The 24,589-nt window shown below is 71.9% G+C and carries 17 protein-coding genes; 6 read left to right on the forward strand and 11 right to left on the reverse strand.

The window, feature by feature from the left end:
- Window positions 1-322 precede the first annotated feature (322 nt).
- Window positions 323-2,014, reverse strand: a complete 1,692-nt coding sequence (locus ABZ404_RS27300) for a fumarate hydratase (protein WP_358837096.1) — start codon at window positions 2,012-2,014, stop codon at window positions 323-325.
- 205 nt (window positions 2,015-2,219) lie between these two features.
- Between ABZ404_RS27300 and ABZ404_RS27305 the strand changes: the two genes are divergently transcribed.
- Complete coding sequence (locus ABZ404_RS27305; protein ID WP_358837097.1) at window positions 2,220-2,924, forward strand: DUF1707 domain-containing protein; 705 nt, start codon at window positions 2,220-2,222, stop codon at window positions 2,922-2,924.
- A 149-nt stretch (window positions 2,925-3,073) separates the two neighbouring features.
- On the forward strand, window positions 3,074-3,430 hold the full coding sequence (locus tag ABZ404_RS27310; RefSeq protein WP_067163559.1) for a WhiB family transcriptional regulator: 357 nt from the start codon (window positions 3,074-3,076) through the stop codon (window positions 3,428-3,430).
- Between the two features lie 125 nt (window positions 3,431-3,555).
- Here the strand turns inward: ABZ404_RS27310 and glpX are convergent, their stop codons facing one another.
- Window positions 3,556-4,587: a class II fructose-bisphosphatase gene (gene glpX / locus ABZ404_RS27315; RefSeq protein ID WP_358837095.1), complete on the reverse strand. Its 1,032-nt coding sequence runs from the start codon at window positions 4,585-4,587 to the stop codon at window positions 3,556-3,558.
- A gap of 126 nt (window positions 4,588-4,713) precedes the next feature.
- Between glpX and ABZ404_RS27320 the strand changes: the two genes are divergently transcribed.
- Window positions 4,714-5,247: a DUF4245 domain-containing protein gene (locus tag ABZ404_RS27320; RefSeq protein WP_358837094.1), complete on the forward strand. Its 534-nt coding sequence runs from the start codon at window positions 4,714-4,716 to the stop codon at window positions 5,245-5,247.
- A 113-nt stretch (window positions 5,248-5,360) separates the two neighbouring features.
- Here the strand turns inward: ABZ404_RS27320 and ABZ404_RS27325 are convergent, their stop codons facing one another.
- The 4 genes from ABZ404_RS27325 to ABZ404_RS27340 form a co-directional block, all read right to left on the reverse strand.
- Window positions 5,361-5,951: a malonic semialdehyde reductase gene (locus ABZ404_RS27325; RefSeq protein WP_358837093.1), complete on the reverse strand. Its 591-nt coding sequence runs from the start codon at window positions 5,949-5,951 to the stop codon at window positions 5,361-5,363.
- An 853-nt stretch (window positions 5,952-6,804) separates the two neighbouring features.
- On the reverse strand, window positions 6,805-7,038 hold the full coding sequence (locus ABZ404_RS27330; protein ID WP_358837245.1) for an exodeoxyribonuclease VII small subunit: 234 nt from the start codon (window positions 7,036-7,038) through the stop codon (window positions 6,805-6,807).
- A 91-nt stretch (window positions 7,039-7,129) separates the two neighbouring features.
- Window positions 7,130-8,344 carry an exodeoxyribonuclease VII large subunit gene (gene xseA, locus ABZ404_RS27335; protein ID WP_358837243.1) on the reverse strand — a complete coding sequence of 405 codons (1,215 nt, stop codon included), beginning with the start codon at window positions 8,342-8,344 and terminating at the stop codon, window positions 7,130-7,132.
- A 113-nt stretch (window positions 8,345-8,457) separates the two neighbouring features.
- Window positions 8,458-9,843, reverse strand: a complete 1,386-nt coding sequence (locus ABZ404_RS27340) for an APC family permease (protein WP_358837242.1) — start codon at window positions 9,841-9,843, stop codon at window positions 8,458-8,460.
- Between the two features lie 72 nt (window positions 9,844-9,915).
- Between ABZ404_RS27340 and ABZ404_RS27345 the strand changes: the two genes are divergently transcribed.
- On the forward strand, window positions 9,916-10,905 hold the full coding sequence (locus tag ABZ404_RS27345; protein WP_358837241.1) for a 4-hydroxy-3-methylbut-2-enyl diphosphate reductase: 990 nt from the start codon (window positions 9,916-9,918) through the stop codon (window positions 10,903-10,905).
- 71 nt (window positions 10,906-10,976) lie between these two features.
- A complete protein-coding gene (gene ppgK, locus ABZ404_RS27350) occupies window positions 10,977-11,717 on the forward strand; it encodes a polyphosphate--glucose phosphotransferase (RefSeq protein WP_358837240.1) in 741 nt (246 codons plus the stop codon).
- A 255-nt stretch (window positions 11,718-11,972) separates the two neighbouring features.
- Here the strand turns inward: ppgK and ABZ404_RS27355 are convergent, their stop codons facing one another.
- Window positions 11,973-12,458 carry a DUF6542 domain-containing protein gene (locus tag ABZ404_RS27355; RefSeq protein ID WP_358837244.1) on the reverse strand — a complete coding sequence of 162 codons (486 nt, stop codon included), beginning with the start codon at window positions 12,456-12,458 and terminating at the stop codon, window positions 11,973-11,975.
- A 390-nt stretch (window positions 12,459-12,848) separates the two neighbouring features.
- Between ABZ404_RS27355 and ychF the strand changes: the two genes are divergently transcribed.
- The gene (gene ychF, locus ABZ404_RS27360) at window positions 12,849-13,937 is read left to right on the forward strand and encodes a redox-regulated ATPase YchF (RefSeq protein WP_358832525.1); all 1,089 of its coding nucleotides are present in this window, start codon (window positions 12,849-12,851) and stop codon (window positions 13,935-13,937) included.
- 412 nt (window positions 13,938-14,349) lie between these two features.
- Here the strand turns inward: ychF and ABZ404_RS27365 are convergent, their stop codons facing one another.
- Genes ABZ404_RS27365 through ABZ404_RS27380 form a run of 4 tightly spaced genes read right to left on the reverse strand, consistent with a single transcriptional unit; the run spans window position 14,350 to window position 24,504 of the window.
- Entirely contained in the window at window positions 14,350-16,512 is a 2,163-nt protein-coding gene (locus ABZ404_RS27365) for a DEAD/DEAH box helicase (RefSeq protein ID WP_358832551.1), read from the reverse strand.
- An 8-nt stretch (window positions 16,513-16,520) separates the two neighbouring features.
- Window positions 16,521-17,855, reverse strand: a complete 1,335-nt coding sequence (brxD, locus tag ABZ404_RS27370) for a BREX system ATP-binding protein BrxD (protein WP_358832526.1) — start codon at window positions 17,853-17,855, stop codon at window positions 16,521-16,523.
- Entirely contained in the window at window positions 17,852-20,605 is a 2,754-nt protein-coding gene (pglZ, locus tag ABZ404_RS27375; protein ID WP_358832527.1) for a BREX-2 system phosphatase PglZ, read from the reverse strand. The genes brxD and pglZ overlap by 4 nt, the downstream gene beginning before the upstream one ends.
- Window positions 20,602-24,504, reverse strand: coding sequence for a hypothetical protein (locus ABZ404_RS27380; protein ID WP_358832528.1), 3,903 nt, complete (start codon window positions 24,502-24,504; stop codon window positions 20,602-20,604). The genes pglZ and ABZ404_RS27380 overlap by 4 nt, the downstream gene beginning before the upstream one ends.
- Window positions 24,505-24,589: the final 85 nt, after the last annotated feature.

Below are 24,589 nucleotides of genomic sequence, written 5' to 3' on the forward strand. Positions count from 1 at the left end.
GCCGATGGCCAAGGCCTTCGCGCGCGCGGGTTACGTGACCTTGGGGCGAAGGGGCGCTTCAAGGGGCGCGGGGAACTGCGCGACCAGCCCGCCACGGTCCGCAGGCGGCCTCCGTGCCCTGGGGGGCACCCCGGTTGCCTCCGGGCGCTCAGCCCCTCCGGCGTTGGAGGAGCCGGGTCCGGGGCGGAGCCCCGTGGTGGGGTGCAGGGGGCGCAGCCCCCGCGACAGGGGGCCCGGGGGCGTAGCCCCCGGGAGACCACCTCAACCCGCCCCACCCACCCCCGGAGGGTTTGGGGAAGGGGCGGGGAGGGGCCAAAACCCCCTACGCCTGCCCCACCCCCCGCACGGGAATGTTCAAGAACGTGGGCGCCTCAGCCGGAGCCTGGAAGAAATCGTTCCCCTTGTCGTCGACCACGATGAACGCCGGGAAATCCTCCACCTCGATCCGCCACACCGCCTCCATCCCCAGCTCCTCGTACTCGACGACCTCGACCTTCTTGATGCAGTCCTGCGCGAGCCGCGCGGCCGGCCCCCCGATCGACCCCAGGTAGAACCCCCCGTGCGCGTCACACGCCCGAGTGACCTGCGCCGACCGGTTCCCCTTCGCCAGCATCACCTTGGACCCGCCCGCCGCCTGGAACTGCTCCACGTACGAGTCCATGCGCCCGGCCGTGGTCGGCCCGAAGGACCCCGACGCGTACCCCTCCGGCGTCTTCGCCGGACCGGCGTAGTACACCGGGTGGTCCTTGAGGTACTGCGGCATCTCCTCCCCCGCGTCCAGCCGCTCCTTGATCTTGGCGTGCGCGATGTCGCGCGCCACGACCAGCGGACCGGTCAGCGAGAGCCGGGTCTTCACCGGGTACTTGGTGAGCTCGGCGAGGATGTCGTCCATCGGCTGGTTGAGGTCGATGCGCACCACGTCGGACGACTCGTCGAGGTGGTCGTCCGTCGTGTCCGGCAGGAACCGCGCCGGGTCCTTCTCCAGCTCCTCCAGGAACACGCCCTCGGCCGTGATCTTCGCGACCGCCTGGCGGTCCGCCGAACAGGACACGGCGATCGCGACCGGCAGCGAGGCGCCGTGCCGGGGCAGCCGCACCACGCGCACGTCGTGGCAGAAGTACTTGCCGCCGAACTGCGCCCCGATCCCGATCTTCTGCGTCAGCTCGAAGACCTTCTCCTCCAGCTCCGTGTCACGGAAGCCGTGCCCGGTCGCCGAACCCTCGGTCGGCAGCTCGTCGAGGTAGTGCGCGGAGGCGTACTTCGCGGTCTTCAGCGCGAACTCGGCGCTGGTGCCGCCGACCACGATCGCCAGGTGGTAGGGCGGGCAGGCCGCCGTACCGAGCGAGCGGATCTTCTCCTCCAGGAACTTCATCATGGAGGCCTCGTTCAGGACGGCCTTCGTCTCCTGGTAGAGGAACGACTTGTTGGCCGAGCCGCCGCCCTTCGCCATGAAGAGGAACTTGTAGGCGCCGCCGTCCGTCGCGTACAGCTCGATCTGCGCGGGCAGGTTCGAGCCGGTGTTCTTCTCCTCCCACATGGTGAGCGGAGCCATCTGCGAGTACCGCAGGTTGAGCTGGGTGTACGCGTCGAAGATGCCGCGCGAGAGGGCTTCCTCGTCGCCGCCCTCGGTCAGCACGTTCTGCCCGCGCTTGCCCATGACGATCGCCGTGCCGGTGTCCTGGCACATCGGCAGCACGCCCGCCGCCGCGATGTTCGCGTTCTTCAGCAGGTCGAGCGCCACGAACTTGTCGTTGCTGGACGCCTCGGGGTCGTCGATGATCCGGCGCAGCTGGGCCAGGTGGGCCGGGCGCAGATAGTGCTGGATGTCGTGGATCGCCTCGGCGGCCAGCTTGCGCAGCGCCTCCGGCTCGACCTTGAGGAACGTACGGCCGTCGGCCTCGAAGGTGGAGACACCTTCGGCGGTCACCAGGCGGTAGGGCGTGTTGTCCTCTCCCAGGGGGAGCAGGTCGGAGTACGCGAACGCAGGGCTGGGAGGGCGGGAGACGGGGGACATGTGTACGGCCATTCCTCACTCGGCAGACAGCGGCTGACCTCCATTGGCACAGCGCCCTCAAGCGTATGCCGCCGCCACCGCGCCGATTCTGTGAGGTAGGGCTCAGTCGCGGCGGGGTGACGCGCGCGGGACGGACGCGCCGACTGTCGCGAACCCCTAGTCGCGATCTATCGCGTTTGGGTACGCTGGCCGCGTGGACGATTCCGTGGACCTGGAGAAGCACGCCGAGCCGCAGCCCCCGAAGCCGCCGGAGGCCGCGCTCCTGCGCGCCTCCGACGCCGACCGCGACCGGGCCGCCGACATCCTGCGCGAGGCGCTCGCGGAGGGCCGGCTGGACGCGGAGGAGCACGCCGAGCGCATCGACGGCGTCTACCGCGCGAAGACGGTCGGCGAACTGGAGCCGCTCGTACGGGACCTCCCGGCGGCCGCCGGCGGCGCGCACCGCTTCGGCGCGCCCGCCACCGCCTCATCCGCGCCCGCGTACGCGACCGCACACGCCCCGGACGAGCCCGCCGGACCCGTCGCCGCCGAGAACCTGGTCGCCGTCTTCTCCAGCTCGACCCGCAAGGGCCGCTGGCGCGTCGGCCGCCGCACCAACGCCTTCGCGCTCTTCGGCAGCGTCGAGATCGATCTCACCGAGGCCTACTTCGAACAGCGGCTTTCCGTCATCAACGCCACGTCGATCTTCGGCAACGTGGAGGTCCGCGTCCCCGAGAACCTGACCCTGCGCGGCAGCGGGACCGGCGTTTTCGGCAACTTCGAAGTGGACACGCTGGAGGCCGAGCACCCCGAGGCGCCCGTGGTCGTCGTCAACGGATACTCGGTATTCGGCAACATCGAGGCGAAGCCGAAGCGCGGCAAGCGGATCGCCGACCTCCACGGCCGCCTGCGCAAACACCTCGGCTCCTGAGGCGTCGCGTCCGCACACTTCCGGTCAACGGCGCGCGTTCGCACTTCCGGACATCGGAACTCAGTGCATAGGCACGCGTACAGCGGGTAGGGACTGTCGCATCGTCGCTCGCTCGCGAAGCCGTCGTCAGCCGTCGTCAGGAGTTGGCCGTGCTGCATCCGCCGCATCAGTCCCTGCAGGTCGCCGTCGCCGTCCCGCCGCAGCGCGGCCCCGCTCGGGAGGACCAGGCGGGCCCGTGGCACACGGAGGCGGTCTGCCGCCGGGACGAGGCGGGGCTGTTCTTCGCCCCCTCCAAGGAACCGACGGCCGCGCGCCTGTCGCGCGAGGAGGCCGCCAAGCGGGTCTGCGCCCGCTGCCCGGTCATGGTCGAGTGCCGTGAGCACGCCCTGCTGATGCCCGAACCGTACGGGGTGTGGGGCGGTCTGACGGCGGCCGAGCGGCGTGTGGTGCTGGCCCGGCGGCGCCGGCGCGAGGTCGAGCTGAAGAAGGCGGCGTCCGCCGCCTGACGCGCGCGTACGTACGCGAAGGGGCGCCCCCGTCCGCACAACGGGAGCGCCCCTTCACGTACGTACGCGACCCGAAGCCCCGGGCCGGACCGGGGCTTCGGCCCCCCTACGCCGCTACCTCTGCGTCACTTCGCCCGGTCGAAGTCGATCTGGCTGTAGGCGCGCAGCTTCGAGAGGCGGTGGGTGGAGTCGATCTGGCGGATCGTGCCGGACTTCGAGCGCATGACCAGCGACTGGGTGGTGGCCGTCTCGCCGCGGTAGCGCACGCCGCGCAGCAGCTCGCCGTCGGTGATGCCGGTGGCGACGAAGAAGACGTTGTCGCCGGAGACGAGGTCGTTGGTCGACAGGACCCGGTCGAGGTCGTGCCCGGCGTCCAGCGCCCGCCGGCGCTCGGCGTCGTCCTTGGGCCAGAGCTTGCCCTGGATGGTACCGCCGAGGCACTTGATGGCGCAGGCGGAGATGATGCCCTCGGGCGTGCCGCCGATGCCCATCAGCAGGTCCACGCCGGTGCCCTCGCGCACGGCCATGATCGACCCGGCCACGTCGCCGTCGGAGATGAACTTGATGCGGGCGCCCGTCTCGCGGATCTCCTTGACGATGCCCTCGTGGCGGGGCCGGTCGAGGATGACGACGGTGACGTCCTCGGGCGAGGAGTTCTTCGCCTTGGCGACGCGGCGGATGTTCACCGAGACGGGGGCGTTGATGTCGACGAAGTCGGCGGCCTCGGGGCCGGTGACCAGCTTGTCCATGTAGAAGACGGCCGACGGGTCGAACATGGTGCCGCGGTCGGCGGCGGCCAGGACGGCGATGGCGTTCGGCATGCCCTTGGCGTTCAGGGTGGTGCCGTCGATCGGGTCGACGGCGATGTCGACCTCGGGGCCGGTGCCGTCGCCGATGCGCTCGCCGTTGTAGAGCATCGGGGCCTCGTCCTTCTCGCCTTCCCCGATGACGACGACGCCGTTCATGGAGACGGTGGAGACGAGGGTGCGCATGGCGTTGACCGCGGCGCCGTCGGCGCCGATCTTGTCGCCGCGCCCGACCCAGCGGCCGGCGGCCATGGCGGCGGCCTCGGTGACCCGGACCAGTTCCAGGGCGAGGTTGCGGTCGGGAGCCTCGGGCGAGACCTCGAGTTGGGGCGGCAAGTTGTGCTCGGTCATCGGAGCGCACCTTTCTGTACGGCGACGGCCGGGAAAAAAGAGGGTGCCTGGACTCTATCGTCACGTCGACAAAATGAGCAGTGGGGGCCACGTATGAGCAGCGACATGACCTGAGACCATGGGTGCGTGGCAGGAACACGTGGCAAGCAGAGTGTGCGGAACATGCTGCAGTCGTTGGCGGTGATCGGTATCGCCGTGGCTGTGATCTACATGTTCGTCCCGCACGACGGGAAGAAGGACCCGGTCAAGGCGGTCGACTACCGGGTCGAGCTCCTGACGGTCCGGCGCGCCGCGCCGTATCCGGTGGCGGCGCCGGTCGGGCTGCCCGACCAGGACAAGTGGAAGGCGACCTCGGTCACCTACGACGGCCAGGCCGACAACGCCTGGCACCTGGGCTTCCTGGACCCGGACAAGGAGTACGTGGCGATCGAGCAGTCCTCGGCGCCCGACCACGACAAGTTCGTGAAGTCCGTCGCCAAGAAGGCGGCGAAGACCGAGCACACCCAGCGGATCGCGGGCGCGACCTGGCGCCGCTGGGAGGGCCCCAAGTACGACGCGCTCGTCCGCGAGGACAAGGGCTCCACGACCGTGGTGACCGGCACGGCGGGCTTCGCCCAGCTGGAGCGGATGGCGGCGGCGCTGGAGCTGAAGAAGGCCTAGGCGCGACGGCCCCCGGGCTCTGGTCCCCGGGCCCTGGGACCCCCAGTACGGCGAAAGGCCGCCGCACCCCGAGCGGGGGATGTGGCGGCCTTTCGCCGTACTGTCGCCGGGCCTCAGACGGTGGTGACGACCTCGTCGTACGCCAGGCGCGGGCTGCGCGGGTACGAGGCGCCCTCGCCCGGCTTGCCGATGTTGACGACCATCAGCGGGGTGTGGTCGCCGTCCAGGAACTCCTTCTGGAGCCCGGCGGGGTCGAAGCCGGTCATCGGGCCGGCGGCGAGCCCGGCGGCGCGGACGCCGAGGATGAAGTACGCGGCCTGGAGCGCGGCGTTCAGACCGGCGGCGTTCTCGCGGGCCGGGCGCTCGCTGTAGAACACGTCGGCGGCCTGCGGGAAGGCCGGGAACAGCTTCGGCAGCTCCTCGTGGAACTCGTTGTCGGCGGCGAGGATGGCGACCAGCGGGGCGGTCGCGGTCTTGGCCCGGTTGCCCTCGGACATGTGCGCCACCAGCCGCTCCCGCGCCTCGGCGGAACGCACCAGCACGATGCGCAGTGGCGTCTGGTTGAAGGCGGTGGGCCCGAACTTGACCAGGTCGTAGATCGCCTGCACCTGCTCCTCGCTCACCGGCTCCTCGGTGAACGTGTTGGCGGTACGGGCCTCACGGAAGAGGAGGTCCTGGGCGGCGGGGTCAAGGACGAGAGACATAACGAACCTTCCGGACTTACGGGGATTCCACTTGTGGGGATCAAGCGGTGGTGTCACCGTACGACGGAGATAGGTTAAGTTTCAACTAAGTGGGGGGTGGGGTGATGGGGCTCACAGGGAGGGGCGGTTTTCGGCCAGGTTGGTGGGGTGGGGTGGGGAGGGGAGGGCCGGGATGGGGTGGGTTTCCGTCTGCGGGCCGTGGGTGGCTGGCCGCGCAGTTCCCCGCGCCCCTTCAGGGCTCGGTGTTTGGCTGCGGGCCGTCCGTGGCTGGTCGCGCAGTTCCCCGCGCCCCTTGGGGGCCCGGTCTTCGTCTGCGGGTCGGTTGTGGGTTGCTCGCGCAGTTCCCCGCGCCCCTTGGGGGTTGCGGGTGCTGTGTCTGCGGATCCTCGGCGGGATGATCCAGCCCCTCCGACGTCTGAGGGACGGGCCGCAGGCCCGGCTTTCAGGGGCGCGGGGAACTGCGCGATCAGCCACCGACGACCCGCACGGTCAACGCCGAGCGGGATGCGGGGCCGCACTGCAGGCCCCGCTCGGAGGCACTGGCGTGCGGAGCCCCGGGAGCGAGGGGGGCGGGCCGCAGGCCCGGCTTTTAGGGGCGCGGGGAACTGCGCGACCAGCCCACGACGGCCCGCACGATCAACATCGAGCGGGGTTCGGGGGGCCGCAGGGCCCGCTTTGCAGGGGCGCGGGGAACTGCGCGATCAGCACACGACGGCCCGCAGGTCGGGGGCCAGCGGGGTGCAGGGGCCGCAGGCCCCGCTGGGGGTCGGGGGCGTAGCCCCCGGGAAACAACCAACCCACCCCGCCCCGCCCCACCCCCGGAGGGTTTGGGGAAGGGGCGGGGAGGGGCACCTCACCCCTCGGCCTCCAGCGCCGCATCCAACCGCGCCCGAGCCCCCTCCAACCACCGCCGGCACACCTTCGCCAGCACCTCCCCCCGCTCCCACAGCGCCAACGACTCCTCCAGGGTCGTCCCCCCGGCCTCCAACCGCCGTACGACGTCGATCAGCTCGTCCCGAGCCTGCTCGTACCCGAGCGACTCGGACGAGGCCGACGCCCCGGCCGGCCCTCCGGCCCCAGCCTCCACGGAGCCCGAGCCCGAGTGCGCACCCGCACCCGAGCCCGCACCCTCTCCGCCGCCCCCACCCGAACTAACCTTCGCTGCCATACCCGTCACCCTACGCATCCGTCCCGACGACAACCGTGAACTCCCCCTCGGCCACTCTGGCCCGCAACTCCTCGCCCCCGGCGACCTCCCCGGGGGCCCGCACCACCGCCCCGTCCGCCCGCTGGAGCACCGCGTACCCCCGCTCCAGCGTCGCCGCCGGCGACAGCGCGACCACGCGCGCGCGGGTGTGGGCGAGTTCGGAGTCGGCGCGGTCCAGCAGATGGCCCAGGACCCGGCGCGAACGGTTCACCAGCGCGTCCACCTCGTCCGCCCGGTCCTCCACCATCCGGTGCGGCCGGTCCATCCAGGGGCGGCCGAGCATCCCGGCGAGACCCCGCTCCTCCCGGTCGACGAGGCCGACGACATGGCGGCGCGCCCGGTCCCGCAGCATCCTGACCCGGTCCAGCTCCTCCCCGACGTCGGGGACGACCTTCTTCGCCGCGTCCGTCGGCGTCGACGCCCGCAGATCCGCGACCAGGTCGAGCAGCGGCGCGTCCGGCTCGTGCCCGATCGCCGAGACCACCGGCGTACGGCACGCGGCCACCGCCCGCACCAGCTGCTCGTCGGAGAACGGCAGCAGGTCCTCGACGCTGCCGCCGCCCCGCGCCACGATGATCACGTCGACCTCCGGGAGGCCGTCCAGCTCCCGCACCGCCTCGACGACCTGCGGCACCGCGTGCACCCCCTGCACCGCCACGTTGCGCACCTCGAAGCGCACCGCGGGCCAGCGCCGCCGCGCGTTCTCCAGCACGTCCCGCTCGGCGGCCGAGGCGCGGCCGACCACCAGCCCGACCAGCTGCGGCAGGAAGGGCAGCGGCTTCTTGCGGTCGAGCGCGAAAAGCCCCTCCGCCGCGAGCGACTTCTTCAACTGCTCCAGACGGGCGAGCAGCTCACCGATGCCGACGGGCCGTATCTCCGCGGCCCGCAGCGACAGCTGGCCCCGCGGCGCGTACCACTCCGGCTTCGCGTGGACCACGACCCGGGCGCCCTCGGCGACCACGTCCGCCACCGCGTCGAACACCTGCCGGTAGCAGGTGACCGACACCGAGATGTCGTGCGACGGGTCGCGCAGGGTCAGGAACACCACCCCCGCGCCCGGCCGCCGCGAGAGCTGGGTGATCTGTCCCTCGACCCACACCGCCCCCAGCCGGTCGATCCAGCCGCCGATGAGCCGCGACACCTCACCGACCGGCAGCGGCGCCTGAGCACTCGTATGCAGACCCATGCACGCAGGCTAACGGCCCCCACTGACACCCCACCCCGAACGCGCGGCCGGCGCCCGGCCGCCGCCGCGACCGGAAAGGTCCACCGGCCCGCGCCGCCGGGCACCCCGCAGCGCTAGCGCACCCGGCCGAAGCGTTCCGCCCCCTGCACCATCAACACCCCGATCCCCAGCACCAGCCATACCAGCCCGACCACCTGCGCCGTACGGGTCGCCTCCCACATCACCGCCACGATCACCGCGGCGCCGAGCAGCGGCAGCACCGCGTGCGTCAGCCAGTTCGGCGGGCCCCCGCGGCGCCGTACCGCGTACCAGGCGATCACCGAGGCGTGCAGCAGCAGGAACGCCGTCAGCGCGCCCATGTCGACCACCGACACCAGATGGTCCATGCCGTCGTCGCGCCGCGCCGCCCAGACCGCCGCCACCAGCGTCACCACCGCGGCCACCAGCAGCGCCGCGCGCGGCACGCCCGAGCCGGTACGCGCCAGGACCCCCGGCAGCCGCCGCTCGCGCGCCATCGCGAACACCAGCCGCCCCGCCGCCGCCTGCCCGGCCAGCGCCGCGAACGCCGCCCCGATCGCCTTGCTCACCGCGACCAGATCGTGCAGCCAGGTGCCCACGGATGCCTCGACGGTGTCGTAGAAGGCCGAGCCCTGCTGGACGGGATCGGCCGCCAGCGCGGCCGATCCCGACGGCTCCAGGAGCGCCGCCAGGTACGTCTGCGCCACGAACAGCACGCCCGCCAGCGCCAGACAGAACAGCACCGCGCGCGCGACCTTCTCCGAGCCCCCCGTCACCTCCTCCGCGAAGGAGGCGATCGCGTCGAAGCCCAGGTACGAGAGCACCGCCACCGAGACCGCGCCGAGCACCGCCGCGAGCGAGAACCCCGCGTCCCCGGCCAGCGGCGACAGCCAGTCGCGCCGCGCCCCGTCCCGTACGAGCACGACGGAGGCGGCCACCACGAACACCAGCAGGACCGCGATCTCCATCGCCAGCACCGCGAACCCGACCCGCGCCGCCGCCCGTACGCCCCAGAGGTTGAGCGCGGTGGTGATCACCACGGCCAGCGCGGTCCACACCCAGCGGGAGACCTCCGGGACCAGCGAGTGCATCGCGATCCCCGAGAAGAGGTACGCGACGGCCGGGATCAGCAGGTAGTCGAGCATCGCCATCCAGCCCGCCACGAACCCGGCCCCCTCGCCGAGACCCGCGCGCGCGTAGGCGAAGACCGAGCCCGCCTGCGGGGCGACGCGCACCATCTGGGCGTAGCTGGATGCGGTGAACGCCATGGCGACCGTCGACACGACGTAGACCAGGGCCACGGCCCCGTGCGACTTCGCGTCGAGCGTGCCGAAGATGCCGACGGGCGCCATGGGGGCGATGAACAGCAGCCCGTACACCACGAGGTCACGGAAGCCCAGGCTGCGCCGCAGCCCGCCGTCCCGCGGCGCCCGCGGCCCGCGCGCCCCGCCTTCCGCGCCTTCTTCGAGATGCGCACCCATGCGGCCAGTGTCGTCGGCCGGACGATCTTTGGCCCGCCGGGCAGGCCAGGGGTGTCGGACCCCGGCCGTACCATGGACCGCATGACTGCAACGCCTGCCCGCCGTGTCCTGCTCGCAGCACCCCGTGGCTACTGCGCGGGTGTGGACCGCGCCGTGATCGCCGTCGAGAAGGCCCTGGAGCAGTACGGGTCGCCGATCTACGTACGCCACGAGATCGTCCACAACAAGTACGTCGTGCAGACGCTGGAGAAGAAGGGCGCGATCTTCGTCGAGGAGACGGCGGAGGTCCCCGAGGGCTCGATCGTCATGTTCTCGGCGCACGGCGTGGCGCCGACGGTCCACGAGGAGGCGGCCGAGCGCAAGCTCGCCACCATCGACGCGACCTGCCCCCTGGTCACCAAGGTCCACAAGGAGGCCGTCCGTTTCGCCAAGGAGGACTACGACATCCTCCTGATCGGCCACGAGGGCCACGAGGAGGTCATCGGCACCTCCGGCGAGGCCCCCGACCACATCACGCTGGTCGACGGCCCCAAGGACGTGGCGAACGTCGAGGTCCGCGACGAGTCGAAGGTCGTCTGGCTCTCCCAGACCACCCTCTCGGTCGACGAGACCATGGAGACGGTCGACGCCCTCAAGCAGAAGTTCCCGCTGCTGGTCTCCCCGCCGAGCGACGACATCTGCTACGCCACGCAGAACCGCCAGATCGCGGTGAAGCAGATGGGCGAGGACGCGGACCTGGTCATCGTCGTCGGCTCCAAGAACTCCTCGAACTCGGTCCGCCTGGTCGAGGTCGCCCTCGGCGCGGGCGCGCGCGACGCCCACCTGGTGGACTTCGCCGACGAGATCGACGAGGCGTGGCTGGAGGGCGTGAGCACGGTCGGCCTCACCTCCGGCGCGTCCGTCCCCGAGGTCCTGGTCGACGGCGTCCTGGAGTGGCTCGCCCAGCGCGGCTTCGAGGACGTGGAGATCGTCAAGGCGGCGGAGGAGTCGATCACGTTCTCGCTGCCGAAGGAGCTGCGCCGCGACCTGCGCGCCGAGGCCGCGGAGTTGTCCGGGAGCTAGGTGTCCGGGAATCAGCCCTGGTCAGGCGGTTGTGTGGGTGACTGTCAGTGCCCGCCCGTAACGTGGGGTCCATGAACGTGTTCGGAGTGGACATCGGCGGGTCCGGGATCAAGGGTGCTCCCGTGGACCTGGAGCGCGGCGACCTGACCCAGGAGCGGTTCAAGGTCCTCACCCCGCACCCCGCGACGCCGGAGGCGGTGGCGGAGGGCGTCGCGGAGGTGGTCGCCCAGTTCGGCTGGTCGGGCCCGGTCGGCGTCACCTTCCCGGGTGTCGTCACGGGCAACACGATCCGCACGGCGGCCAACGTCGACAAGACCTGGATAGGCGTGGACGGCGCCCGCCTGCTCACCGACCGCCTGGGCGGCCATCCGGTGACGGTGATGAACGACGCGGACGCGGCGGGCGTGGCCGAGATGAGCTTCGGCGCCGGCCGGGGCCGCAAGGGCACGGTGATCCTGCTGACGTTCGGTACGGGCATCGGCAGCGCCCTCTTCCTCGACGGCCGCCTCGTGCCCAACACCGAGCTGGGCCACCTTGAGCTGCACGGCCACGACGCGGAGAAGCGCGCGTCGACCAAGGTCAAGGAGGACGAGGACCTGAGCTGGTCCCACTGGGCCCACCGCGTCCAGAAGTACCTGGCCCACGTGGAGATGCTGTTCTCGCCGGAGCTCTTCATCATCGGCGGCGGGGTGAGCCGCAAGGCGGAGAAGTTCCTGCCGCTGATCGAGGGGATCCGGGCGGAGATCGTCCCGGCGGAGTTGCAGAACAACGCGGGGATCGTGGGGGCGGCGATGACGGCGGGGCGGGGGTAGCCAGGGGGGGCGCGCCCGTGAGGGTGGCCGGCGGGGGCGCCGTGGGGCTGCGGTGCGGCCGTATGGCCCGCGGCCCTGTCCCCCTACGGCCCTGTCCGCCTACGGCCCTGTCCTCCTGCCGCCCTGTCCTCCTGCGGCCCTGTCCCAGCGTCCGGCGGCTTGCAGCGCCCGCAGTACCTCAGCACGCCCCGGCGGACGGTTCCACGGCGTCGCGGATGACGGCGGCAGCGGGCGGCGGGCAGCGGGAGGTGGCCCCTACCGCCGGGGCCCGGGACCGGGACCGGGACCGGGACCGGGCCCGGGGCCGGCGGGCCGTGGGGTCCGCCGCCCCATCAGCCGCAGCTTCCGTACGCTCGCGATCACACCCGCCACCAGCGTCCCCCCGTACAGCCAGCCGGCGTGCAGGGCGAGGGCGGTGACCACGGCCATGGCCTGGCCGCCGACACCGCCGGAGCCGCCCGCGATGGGCACGATGCCGAAGGCGAAGGCGATCGGGACGCTGATGGGGGCGCTGACCAGGTCGGCCGGGCGCACCCAGAGCGCGGTGACGGCGCTCACCGGCAGGAACAGCAGCCCGTACACGGCGGGCGAGCCGTCGAAGAGCAGCCAGTCCAGACAGCCGAGCAGGAACATCACGGCGGCGGAGAAGAGCCCGCCGCCGAGGCTGGTGAGGCGCGGCTGGGGGAGCCGGCGCAGGGCGAGGACGAACGGCGGGGCGGGCCGGGCCGCCACCCGGTACACGGCCGCCGCCTCCCCGGCGGGGACGGGCGGTCCGAGCGGGGCGGCCCGGCCGGGGGTACGGCCGGGCGCGCCCGCGGCCGGGCCACCGGCGGTGCGTGCTCGCTGTCCGGGCTGCGGGGTGCGCGTCCTGTATTGCTCCACCGCACCAACGTAGGTCGCAACAGGGGAGGAACGACCCGTGGGACACGCCCTTTGGGTGAGCTTGGCGTTGCGTTCGACGCGAAACCGACCCTCGGGGCGGTGGACGGGGGCCGGGGGCGGACCCGACGAGGGCCGTCGCCGACGCCACGGCGCGCCCGTAAACTGGTGAGTCGGCCCCCATCCGCGGGGGCGTCGGCCCCCGGCCCGGGGGCGGACGGACCATCACCCTCGTACCGGGAAGTCGCCAACGTGTCGCTCACGATCGGAATCGTCGGTCTGCCGAATGTCGGCAAGTCGACCCTGTTCAACGCCCTGACCAAGAACGACGTACTGGCGGCCAACTACCCGTTCGCCACCATCGAGCCGAACGTCGGCGTCGTGGGCGTCCCGGACGCCCGCCTCCACAAGCTCGCCGAGGTCTTCAGCTCGCAGCGCGTGCTCCCCGCGACGGTCGACTTCGTCGACATCGCCGGCATCGTGCGCGGCGCCAGCGAGGGCGAGGGCCTGGGCAACAAGTTCCTGGCCAACATCCGCGAGTCGGACGCGATCTGCCAGGTCATCCGCGCCTTCAAGGACGAGAACGTCGTCCACGTCGACGGCAAGGTGTCCCCGAAGGACGACATCGAGACGATCAACACCGAGCTGATCCTCGCCGACCTCCAGACCATCGAGAAGGTCCTGCCGCGCCTCCAGAAGGAGTCCCGGATCAAGAAGGACGTCGCTCCCAAGGTGGCGGCGGTCGAGGCGGCGAAGGAGATCCTGGAGAAGGGCGACACGCTGTTCTCGGCCGGGATCGTCCAGGGCTCGGAGAAGGCGGAGCTCCTCCACGACCTTCACCTCCTCACGGCGAAGCCGTTCCTCTACGTCTTCAACGTCGACGAGGACGAGCTGACCGACGACGCCTTCAAGGCCGACCAGCGCGCCCTGGTGGCCCCCGCCGAGGCGATCTTCCTCAACGCCAAGCTGGAGCAGGACCTCGCGGAGCTCGACGAGGCGGACGCGCTGGAGCTGCTCCAGTCCGTCGGCGCCGAGGAGCCGGGCCTGGCCACGCTGGCCCGCGTCGGCTTCGACACCCTCGGCCTCCAGACGTACCTGACGGCCGGCCCCAAGGAAGCCCGCGCCTGGACCATCAAGAAGGGCGCCACGGCCCCCGAGGCGGCCGGTGTCATCCACACCGACTTCCAGAAGGGCTTCATCAAGGCGGAGGTCATCTCCTTCGAGGACCTGGTGGAAATGGGCTCGGTCGCCGAGGCCCGCGCCAAGGGCAAGGCCCGCATGGAGGGCAAGGAGTACGTGATGCAGGACGGGGATGTGGTGGAGTTCCGCTTCAACGTTTAGGCGCAATTCCACCACATCGCTGATTTCAAACGTGCAGGTCAGAAGGGGCCCGAGTCTTCGTGATCGGGCCCCTGGTCGTTTCCCGTGCTGGGATGGTGCTGGGAGATGACCTGTCGTCACCTCTGGCCACCGCTGCTCATATCGCCGTGGCGGGGTGGCGCGGGGGTCTGGGTGGATTGTTCGAGGCCCTGCAGGACTCCAAGCCCGAGCCGCTCAGGTACCTATTGATCGGGTCGTAGTCGAGATGGACGGACAACAAGCACCGTCCCGCTAATCCGGTCACGGACGACGAGGTCATCGGTCTCGCGGCGTGGCGCCCCCACGACCGAGGTGGCCGCTGATCGTCGCCCGTAGTCATCGCTTATGGCATTTCGCACGCTAACCCGTGCTGCGTCGCTCGGACCCAACGCACTCAGGATTTGGCTGGAAGGGTGGCGAACCGGATCGGCTCTTCGAGGGTGCAGCGGGCACCCGGCTCGTCCATGGTGCGTGCGGCCAGCGTGGCCTCGGCGAGCCTGGCGGGCAGAGCCTCGGCGAACTTCAGGCCGCGCACAGCGCGCCCGTCGATCTCGGGCACGCTCAGGCCGTCCTCCGCCTGTGCCATGGCGCTTGCCCATTCGTCGCGGGTGAGGTCGTCCCGCAACCGGATCCAGTGGGCGTGGGAGCGCTGGTGGGGAGCCACGGCGGGCAGCAGGGTGGCGGCGAGCGTGGCGTTGGCGCGATGACCGGCCCAGGTCCACCAGCGGACGTCCCCGTCGGTGCGGCGGGTGATGACGGTGCCCCCGGGGTGCACCGCTTCCAGGTGCGTCTCCCTGGCCTCGGCGAGGCGTGCCGAGGCCCGCCCGGTGAGGCGTACGGGCGGGTCTTGGCCGAGGAGTACGTCGCGCGCAGCGCGGGTCAGCTCGAAGGAGAGGACCCGCTCGGCGCCGAAGCCGTTCCACCGGGCTCGCCCGCCATAGTCGGCCGGGGCGACGAAGCAGCGGCGCCGACTGAAGTCAATGTGGGTGACCTGCCAGCTGCGTCCGGCGAGCAGGAGCCTGCGGGGGCCCTTGACTTCCTCGGTGAGCAGGTCGGGGTCAGTGCGGCCGATCTCGTTGCGGCCGTTGAGGACGGTGAATTCGGGCGGGGCGGTGAAGACGGCCGTCAGGTTCATGAAATGGCGTTGCCCGTATCGGCGTTCCGCCTGCGGGCCGATGAACAGAAGACCCGATTCCTGGTCGAGGTAGCCCTGTTCGACCAGGTGCCGGACGACAGGTGCGGCTCCGGGGCCGAAGGGGCCCATTCCGCCCCACCACTCCTGCCACAGGTTCTCGCCGACCTGGTGTTCCTGGAGGCACAGCGCCAGCAGTTGCTGGGCGACGAGATGGCGGGGCTCAGGGGGCGGGGTGACGGGTTCCACCCAGTCGCGAGACCACTGCAGTAGCAGGGCCGCCGAGGCGAGGAGCCCTTCCTCGTCCAGCGCGAGGAAGAGGCAGTTGCGGCTGCTGCCGGGGCGCCGCCCGGTGCGGCCCAGTCGTTGGAGGAAGGCGGCGACGGTGCGGGGCGCGTCGAGCTGGATGACTCGGTCCAGGTCTCCGACGTCGATGCCGAGTTCTAGCGTGCTCGTCGAGACGATCACACAGTCCCGCGCCTCGGCGAACGCCGATTCGGCCCGTCTGCGTTCGTCCACGGAGAGCGAGGCATGCGAGAGGAACGTCGTGACCCCGCGCAGACGCAGCTGCTCGCCCAGCTCCTCGACGGTGCGCCGGCTCTCGCAGAAGACAAGGCGCTTTTCACCGTGGTGGAGAGCGGCGATGACGATGGCGGCATTGGCGACGGAGCCGACGTAGTCGAGTTCGATCTCTCCGGCCGGTTGCACGGTCCCCGCTGGGGGAGGCTGAGGCCGCGTGTCGGGGGCGATGACACTGCCGGGACGCTGCCCGTGTCCGGAACCCTGGAGCCAGCCCAGCAGCTCGGCGGGGTTTCCGATGGTCGCGGAGAGGCCGACGCGCTGGAGAGGACGGCCCGAGATGCGCGCCAGGCGTTCGAGTACGGCCAGCAGGTGCCAGCCGCGGTCGTCCCCGGCGAAGGCGTGGACCTCGTCGATGATGACCGAGCGCAGGCCGCCGAAGAAGGAGTGATGGTCGATGTGTGTGCTGACCAGCATCGACTCCAGGGACTCGGGCGTCGTCAGCAGGATGTCGGGGCGCTCGACGAGCAGCCGGCGGCGGCGCGAGGTGGTGACGTCACCGTGCCAGAGGCCCGTGTTGCGGCCCAGCCAGCCCGCGTACCTCTCCACACGCGGATGCAGGTTGTTCAGGAGGGCCTTGAGCGGACACACGTACAGCACGCTGGTGCCCTTCCAGCCGCGCCGGTTCATCCGGCTCAGCAGGGGGAAGACGGCCGCTTCGGTCTTGCCGCCCGCGGTGGGGGCGAGAAGTACGGCGTCCTCGCCGGCGAGAAGCGGGGCGACCGCCTCGCTCTGGAGGGGACGCAGGGTGTGCCAGCCGAGGGTGTTGACGATGTGGTGTCCAAGGACGGGGTCGAGCAGGTCCACGGCGTCGGGCGCGCGCCACTCGCCGCCCTCGTCGGACATTCGGTGGCTCACGGCAGGTCCAGGGGGATGTCCGCCGCACTGCTCGCCGCGTTGTGCTCGGTGACGCTGAGCTCGGCCGTGTGCAGGGTGAGGGAGTAGTGCCTGCGCGGGTCGAAGTGTTCGAACTCGTCGATGCGGTCCAGGACGTCGGCGACCAGCTTGCGCAGGTACAGGCGCGGTGCGATGCCGACCTTGCCGCCGAGCGCGCCGGTGACGGCGCGGGCCAGTTCGTCGAGGTAAGAGTCGTCCGCGCGCGCGGCCAGCCGATCGGGGTGGCGCGCGTCGGGCGCGTAGATGTCGCGCACCTTGCGCCCCAGTTCGCCGAGAGAGGCGAGGTCGAAGCCCGGCAGCCGCAACTGCACCGCCCGCGGGGAGTCGAAGCGGGGATCGGTGGTGAAGTCGGTTGCGAGGCGCTGGGCGAGAGGCGCCAGGCGCTGTACACCCTGCTGCCCGTCATAGAAGGCGGGGGTGCCGGTGATGACGAGGAACAGACCGGGAAAGCGCCCGGTGTCGATCTCGTCGAGGAGCTGGCGCAGCGCGTTCAGGGACTTTTCCCGGACGTCGCCGCGCACCCGTTGCAGCGTCTCCACTTCGTCGAGGACGAGCATGAGCCCGGGGTGCCCACAGTCCCGCAACACGGTGAGCAGGCCCTGCAGGAAGCCGAGGGCGGCGAAGTGGTCGAGGTCGCCGCGGATTCCGGCGGCACGCTTCGCGGCGGCGGCCACCGACTTCTGGCCGCCGAGCCAGGCGATCAGGGCTTCGGCGAGGGCGCCGTCGCCGGCCGCCACGGCCCGCCGGTAGCCGCGCAGCGCTGCCGAGAAGGCGGGGGTGGTGCGGGCGACGGCGGCCAGCCGCTGTTCCAGGAGTACGTCGACGGCGGCTGCCAGCGCCTCCTCGTCGTCGTCCGCCACGTCACCCCCGGCCAGGGCCTCCTCCTCCAGGGCATAGAACCAGGAGTCGACGATCGCACGCAGGGCGGACGGCTGGTGGGTGGCGGTGGCGAGCCGTTCGGTGAGTCTGCGATAGACGGTCTCCAGCCGGTGCAGTGGGGTCTCGGTCTCCGAGATCTGGACCTCGCTGACGGCGAGCCCGCGCCGTTTGGCCCGTTCGGCGAGCCACCGGGCGAAGAACGTCTTGCCGGAGCCGTACTCGCCGCGCAGGGCGTGGAAGGCAGCCCCGCCACGGGCGACGGTGGTCAGATCGTCGTCGAGTGCTCTCTCGAAGCGCTCCAGACCGACGGCGAACAGGCCGAGCCCTGCCTGCGGGACGGTGCCGCGACGCAGCGCGTCGACGACATCGCGGCGCCGCGCGGCGCTGATGTCGTCGAGGGCGGGGCGGGTCATGCGCTGCCCTCCGGGGACGGGAACTGCTGGCTTAGCAGGGCACGGTCGAGCTGCACGGTACGACCCGATTCGATCAGTTGGAGCACGGGGTAGCCGTCGATGTTGAGCAGCCGCTCCAGCATCGTGGCGAAGCGTGCCGGATTGCGCTGTGACTTGCCGGTGGCGGCCTGGGCGGCTGCGGCGACCGCTCCGGGCGACAGCTTCCCGCCCGCCGCGTCCAGGGCGTCGAGCGCGGCCTCGACGGCCTTGTCGGTGGGCGCGGCGCGCACGAACTCGCGCTGCGTCCGGTACGGGGCGCTGCGCACGGTCCGCTGCCCGAGGGTGAGCCGACCGGACACCGGGAAGGGGCGGGCGGGCCGAGCCTTCGGTTCGGTGGAGTCGACGGGCGGCTCCGACGCGCTCCGGGGCGCGTTCTCGGCCTCGGCTGCGGTGTCGGACTCCCTCCACCACGGGGGCTCGGCCGACTCGGGCGGCAGCAGCATCCAGCCGGACGGCACGGCCCCTTCCGACGGCACCAGAGTGATCACGGGAACGGTGACCTCGGCGAGTGAGGCACCGCCGTGGTAACCGGCCTGCCGCGCGGTGTAGCGCAAGTCATCACGCCAGGCGGCGGTGATACGCCGGCCGTCGGTCAGGACGCGCGGACCGGACAGGGCGACTTCCCCCTCACCGGGGTCCCCGGTGCGCCAGCGGGCGCCGCGCACTTCGGTGACTTCGGCGGGCTGGTGTCCGCGTTCGGTGCGGTCGATGATGTGGCCGTGGTCGGAGACGAGCACGACGGGACGCCCGTAGTCACGGGCGGCGTTGAGGAGGTCGGGCAGTTTCCCGATGTCGGTCAGGCCCCACCGGCCGCTGGTCCCCTCCCGTCCGTCGGCCAGCGTGTCGTCGATGGTGTTGACCACGACGGCGACGATGTCGTCGGAGGCGAGGACCTGAAGGAGTTCGGGGGCGAGCCGGTGACCGGGCGGGCCCTCGTAACCTCCTTTGTGGAAGAGGTGCGCGCTGCGGTGCCGCCTGCGCCAGAAGGCGGCGAAGCCGATGCGCTCAGCGCTCTGGCCGCCCTCGGAGGGACGGCCGCTCAGCAGTGACGCCCGGCTGACGCGGGTGACCGACGGCAGCATGGACACCGCCGCCTGCCGGAGCGGCAGGGCGCCCTTCGCAGCGGCGGGCACGATCTCGGTCCAGGCCCTTCCATCCAGTTCCCCCGCGATCCGGACGGCGACGTCCGCACTCATCCCGTCCAGGACGAGAACCAGAGGGCGGCCGCCGCCTTGGGCGAGCGGGGCCGCCGTCCTGGCAAGGACGTCCTCGATGAGCAGCGCACCGCCGTTCGCCTGCTGGCAGGCGGTCTCGGACCAGGAAGCGAGGAGGCCGGCGAAACGGGCGTCGAGAGCGGTACGGCGTTCCCGCGCCGCTCCTATCAACCGCCGGTACGCCTCGCCCACGGCAGCGTCGCGGGACGCGTCTCCCTCCACGAGGACACCGACAGCCAGGTCGGCCCAACCCGAGGAGGCGAGGTGTTCCCGCACGGCCTGCCCGACGGTCACCGGAGACGCGGGAGCGGTGGCCAGCCAGCGCATCAGACGGACGGCGGTACGGGCGGTTTCGGTGGACTCTGCGTACAGCGCGGCGAGCTGGTGTGCCTCCAAGTCGCGCAGGGCGGACTCGGCGAGTGCGGTCGCGCCCTCACTCGGGCTGCCGAGGCGGGCGGCCACGGTCCGCAGCCGCCCCAGGTAGCCCGACGGGAGCAGCCGGTCGCCGCGGACCAGATCGGTGAGGCGGGCGTCGGCGGCGAGCCGGTCGGCGCGCTCAAGGACGGCCACCACCCGGGAGCGGGCGGCCCCGGCCGGTGCGGCGGTGCCTTCCGCCTTGGCGATCCAGCGGGTAAGGACGCCGGTGGCGGCGCCGGCGAAGGGCCGCAGCGTGTCGAAGGAGGCGAGGGCCGGGCCGAACAGGGTGCCCAGGGCGAAGCCCGCGGCCTCCGCCGAGCGTGAGCCCAGGGCGGCCGAGGCGAGCACGCCCAGCGGCAGCGCGTCACTGCCCCGGCCCTCGGCAGCGAGCGTGAGCAGAGTGGGGGCGGCGGGCCCGACGGTCCGAGCCAGCCAGGCCTCCAGTCCGCGCTGCTCCTCCTTCGGCAGGGCGGCGTAGAGCGAAGGCCCAGCCGGGGTACGGGTCCAGGCGAACAACGCGTCGGCGTCCAGGTCCAGGGTGTCGGACGCGGGGTTGCCGAGCCCGAGGCGTGCACCGAGCAGGGCGCGTACGGCCCGGTCGCGGGTGAGAACGGTACCGACCCGGGGCCAGCCGTCGAGGGGCTCGGCCTGGAGCAGCGCGTCGAGCAGCCAGTGCTCGCCCAGCATCCGCGGATCCAGGTCGGCCGCCCCGAAGAGCTGGGCGACGATCTCGGCGCGGTCGACGGGCAGCGGATGCCTGCGTACGGCGTGGGCGCGCAGGTCCAGCCCGAGCTGGTCGGGCGGGACGGTTCCGGTGACGACCAGGACACTGTCGTCGTCCCCCGTGCCGCCCGCCAGGTGGCGGTGCCAGGCATCGGTGACGCCGAGCGGGGAGTGCTGGTCGGTGACGACGACGCGGCGGCGCTCGCCGCCGACCGCGACGGTGAACTCGGTGTCCTTCTCGTCCGGGTCCCAGACCGCGTCGACCAGGACGAGGCGCCGGTCGGGCGCGTGCTGCAGCTCGGTCTGGAGCAACACCTCGACGGCGCGCCGGCCGGCGACGGGCCGGGTGGCCGTCACCGGCTCTCACCGTCCGGCTCGGCACGCCAGGAGATCTCCACCGGCGTGTCCGGGTGCAGGGCGCGGAACGCCTCGATTTCCTCGCGTACGGCGGCGAGGTCGGCGTGCAGCGCTGCGGGGCCGGGGGCGATGGTCCGGCGGGCGGCCCGCGGCGGACCGGACTTCTCCGTGCCGGTCCCGGTCTCTTCGGGGTCCCAGGACAGCGGCTGCTGCTCGCCCTTGACTGCCCCTCCGGGATCCGAGGAGACCGGTGGGGCGCCGTGCTCGGACAGAGTGATCCGCCCGGCGTCCGTCACCGGGCCCGGCCCGGTGGGCACGTCGGCGAGGGCGGGCCGCTCCAACCGCAGGGCGGCGTCCAGCAGGGCGTGCCCCGTTTCGCGGGCCTCGCCGAGCACGGGGATCAGGGAACGCTCGCGCTCGGGGGCGCGCGCGGCCTCGCCGATCCGGTCCATGAGCCGCTGCGCACGGTCGCCGATGCTGTCGTCGCGGCCGGTCAGCCCGTGCACGCTGGCCAGCAGCCGCCAGTTGGTCCCGTCCAGGGCCGCCAGCACGTCGGCGGCGCTATCCATCGCGTGGGATAGCTCACGGGCAGGCGTCTCGTACGAGACGGAGGCCAGCTCGCACACCAGGCCGGTGGCGTCATCGGTGTGGCGCACGAGGCGGGCCAGGAGGGCGGCGGCCTCGCGCAGGACCGCGCTGCGCGCAGCCGTGCCCTCCCCGTCGAGTCCGAGCAGCGTGGCATGCCGCTTGAGCACGGTCCGCACGTCGCCGACGCTCTTCTCGTACGCGGTCGTCTTGGCCAGGACATCGGCGGCGAGCCGGTTGACATTACGGGCGAACAGACCCGGCTTGGCGGTGACGCCGAACAGCCGCCCGGCGCGGTCCCGGGCCGTGGCGTACTCCTCCTCGGTGGGCAGCTGCTGCGCGCGCAGCTTCCAGCCCAGGCTGATCTCGGACAGCTGCGGTGGCGTGGTCTCGGTGCCCGAGTACAGCACCCAGGAGCGGTCGTCGAGCAGGGCGTAGGCGGCGATGAGCAGGCTGGAGACGTGCTTGTCCAGGCCGCGCAGGCCGAGATCGTCCCTGATCCAGTTGCGGATGTCCTCCACGGCTAGTTCGCCGTGCTCGCCGTGCGCGGAGGCGGCCTGGTTGATCCGCGCGCGCAACTGGTCGCCGCGCACGACGAGCGGGCCGTCGTGGACGGTGCCCAGCTCCAGCGCCTCGACGATGCGCTTGACCGTACGCAACTCCTTCGGCTCGACCTCGGCCCGGCCACCCTCGTCCATGGCCCGGGTGAGCCATTTCAGGGCCGTGCCGAGCTCGGCCGGGGTGACGGCCCGGGGTGTGGTGCCCGGCCCCGGTCCGAAGTCGGGGTGCTTGTCGTAGAGGGCCGAGAACAGCCCGTCGGCGAGCTGCGCCACCGCCTGGTCGAACGGCTTGCTGCCCTCCGGCTGCGGGCGCGGGAACTCGGGTTGGAGGGACAGCACGTGCCGCCCGTCGGGCACCTCGGCGCCCCGCGTACCGTCCTTGGCCTCGGCGAGCCCGTACACCTCGCGCAGCGAGTCGACCAGGGTGCGGGTGAGGTTGTCGCGGGCGTGCTCCAGGCTGCGGCGAGCCTTGAGGCGGTCGTCCGGCGGGAAGTTGCGGGTGTAGTCGGACAGCCGATCGCGGTCCAGCAGGAAGTTGATCCGCATCAGGCGGCCGAGCTGGGCCTTGCGCTGCTCGGAGAAGTGGTCGCACAGCCAGACCAGCACGGGGGCGCCGGGGTGCGACTTGCGTAGCTCGGCGACGCGCCGGTAGGCGTCGTCGGGGGAGCGGCCCGGTTCCTCGTCGAAGGGGCAGTCGAGGATGATCCGCATGTTGCCCGCGGTGGCCGGGTCGAAAGCCTCGTCCGTGACACTGCGCGGGTCACGGACCGTACCGAATACGAACTCCACCGTGCGCTCGGAGCCGCGCCACACGATCTTCTTCTCGTCGAAGAGCTGACCCTGTCGACCGGTGAGGCCCAGCTCCTCCCACAGCCGCTCGCGCAGCCAGGTGCGCCGCACACCGCTCTTGTCCTCACCGACGACGGCGTCGAGGATCGGCTCGATGTCCAGGTCGGACAGGTGGAGCGAGAAGACCGGGTCGTCCTTGCCCTCGGAGCGCAGTTCGCTCGGGAACTCGCCCTGCAGGGCCTGCATCCGCTCGACGACCTTGTCCCGTACGGGCACGGCCCGCGAGCGCACCGAGCCGTGGTTCAGGGCGGCGAGCCGCCCGGCGGTCAGGCGGCGCAGCGCGGGCACGTCGGGTGCGATGGCGGCGAGCAGCAGCGTCTTGACGAAGCGCTCGTCGGCGAGGAAGTCGGGGTGGTCGACCCGGCCGTACCTGTTTAGCAGGAAGCGGCGGGCCTTGGCGTGGAAGCGGCGGGCGGTCTCCGACTCCAGCTGGAGCTTGGCGGTGAACGCGGTGCTGGTGGGGTCGACGAGGACGTCCCACAGGTCGCCGAGCGGGATCAGCCGGCCGAACTCGGCGTCGGCGTTCCGCTCCAGCAGCTGCTGGACCAGCTTGAGTCCGGTGCGTTCACGTTGGAGCGCCCCGGACAGGGCCACGAGGACGTTCAGCAGGGCCGGGGAGAGGGGGTAGACGGCTCGGAAGTCCTCCCAGTCGGCGCCGGTGGCGCCCTCCCCGTCGAGGAGTACGTCCTTGACGAGCTGACCCGCTTTGTCGACCCCGGCAAACGCGGCGTCCAGCACCCGCTCCTGCCCGGGGAGCGGCTTGAGAACCCGCTCCCTGATGATCTCGGGAAGGTTCCGGTCCTCCAGGTCGATGACGGTGACGCGCTCCTTGAGGTACTCCAGAGCCTGTTGGAGGTTTTCCACGTCCGAACCGAGGATGTCGGACCCCATGAGCTGGGACAGGTCGCGCTGGCGGGAGATGAACGAGACGATCGGCACCGGCCGGTCGGGATTGCTGGACTCGATCAGCTTGACCAGCTTCTGGATCTGGTCGTTGATGAAGGTCCGGTCGGACATCCGGGCCTGCAGCCACAGCACCAGCTCGTCCAGGAACAGCACCACGCCGTCGTAGCCGAGCAGCCGGGCGTGCTTGCTCATCTCGCTGAGCCCGTCGTCCAGCGATACGTACGCGGCCGCGTCACCGCTGACCGTCTCCGCGTAGTGCTTGTTCGGCCCGTTGAACAGGGCTGTCAGCAGCTGGTCGCGCTGCGGGTCGCCGGCGGGTGCGCTGAAGGCGGCGTCGAGCGACGCAGCGGTCCAGCCGACGGCGGGGACGGCACCGATGGGCGTCAGCTCGCCGTCCTCGTCGTCCTGGTCGTCCGCCACGGCGGCCTGCGGAGCGACGGGCGCGGGAAGCAGCCCGATGAACGCCTCGTCGCCGATCTTCGCGCGCAGCTCCCGGGCGTCCGCGAGCAGCGAGTCGGCCCGGAACACCAGCGGCGTGGGCGCCTCGGGCCGCTCGCGGCGCACGGCCTTCACATAGCCGTCGAACAGCGCCGACTCCAGGCTGGCGGCGCCCACGAGGTGGTAGGGCACCATCAGGAACTTCTTGCCGGGCAGCCAGTCGGCGTGCTCGGCGACCACCTCGCGCAGCCGCTCCTTGTCCTCGGTGGAAGGGTCCCCGTTGAGTACGGCGTGCAGGACGGTCAGGAAGTGGCTCTTACCGGCACCGAAGGAACCGTGCAGGTACGCGGCGTGTGAGGCGTTCTTGCGCAGGGCACTGCCGACCAGCTTCAGGGCCTTGCGGAATTCCCCCTGGAGCTGCGCCGTGACCACGTAGTCGTCGATCGACCCGGCCGCCGCGCCGGTGAACCCCTCGGACAGGGCGACCTTGAAATCGCCGGAGTGGAGATCCTCCTTGATGTCGAGGACATCCCTCAGCACGACCCCGTTGCCTTTGGCCATCAGCCGCTTCCGCTCCCCACAGCCTCGTCACGCCCGGCCGCCGCGGCCGGGCTCCCGGCGGGCCCGGGCCCGCGCACACCTCGTC

Origin of the sequence: Streptomyces sp. NPDC005878, assembly GCF_040629815.1 — a bacterium.
GTDB lineage: Bacteria > Actinomycetota > Actinomycetes > Streptomycetales > Streptomycetaceae > Streptomyces.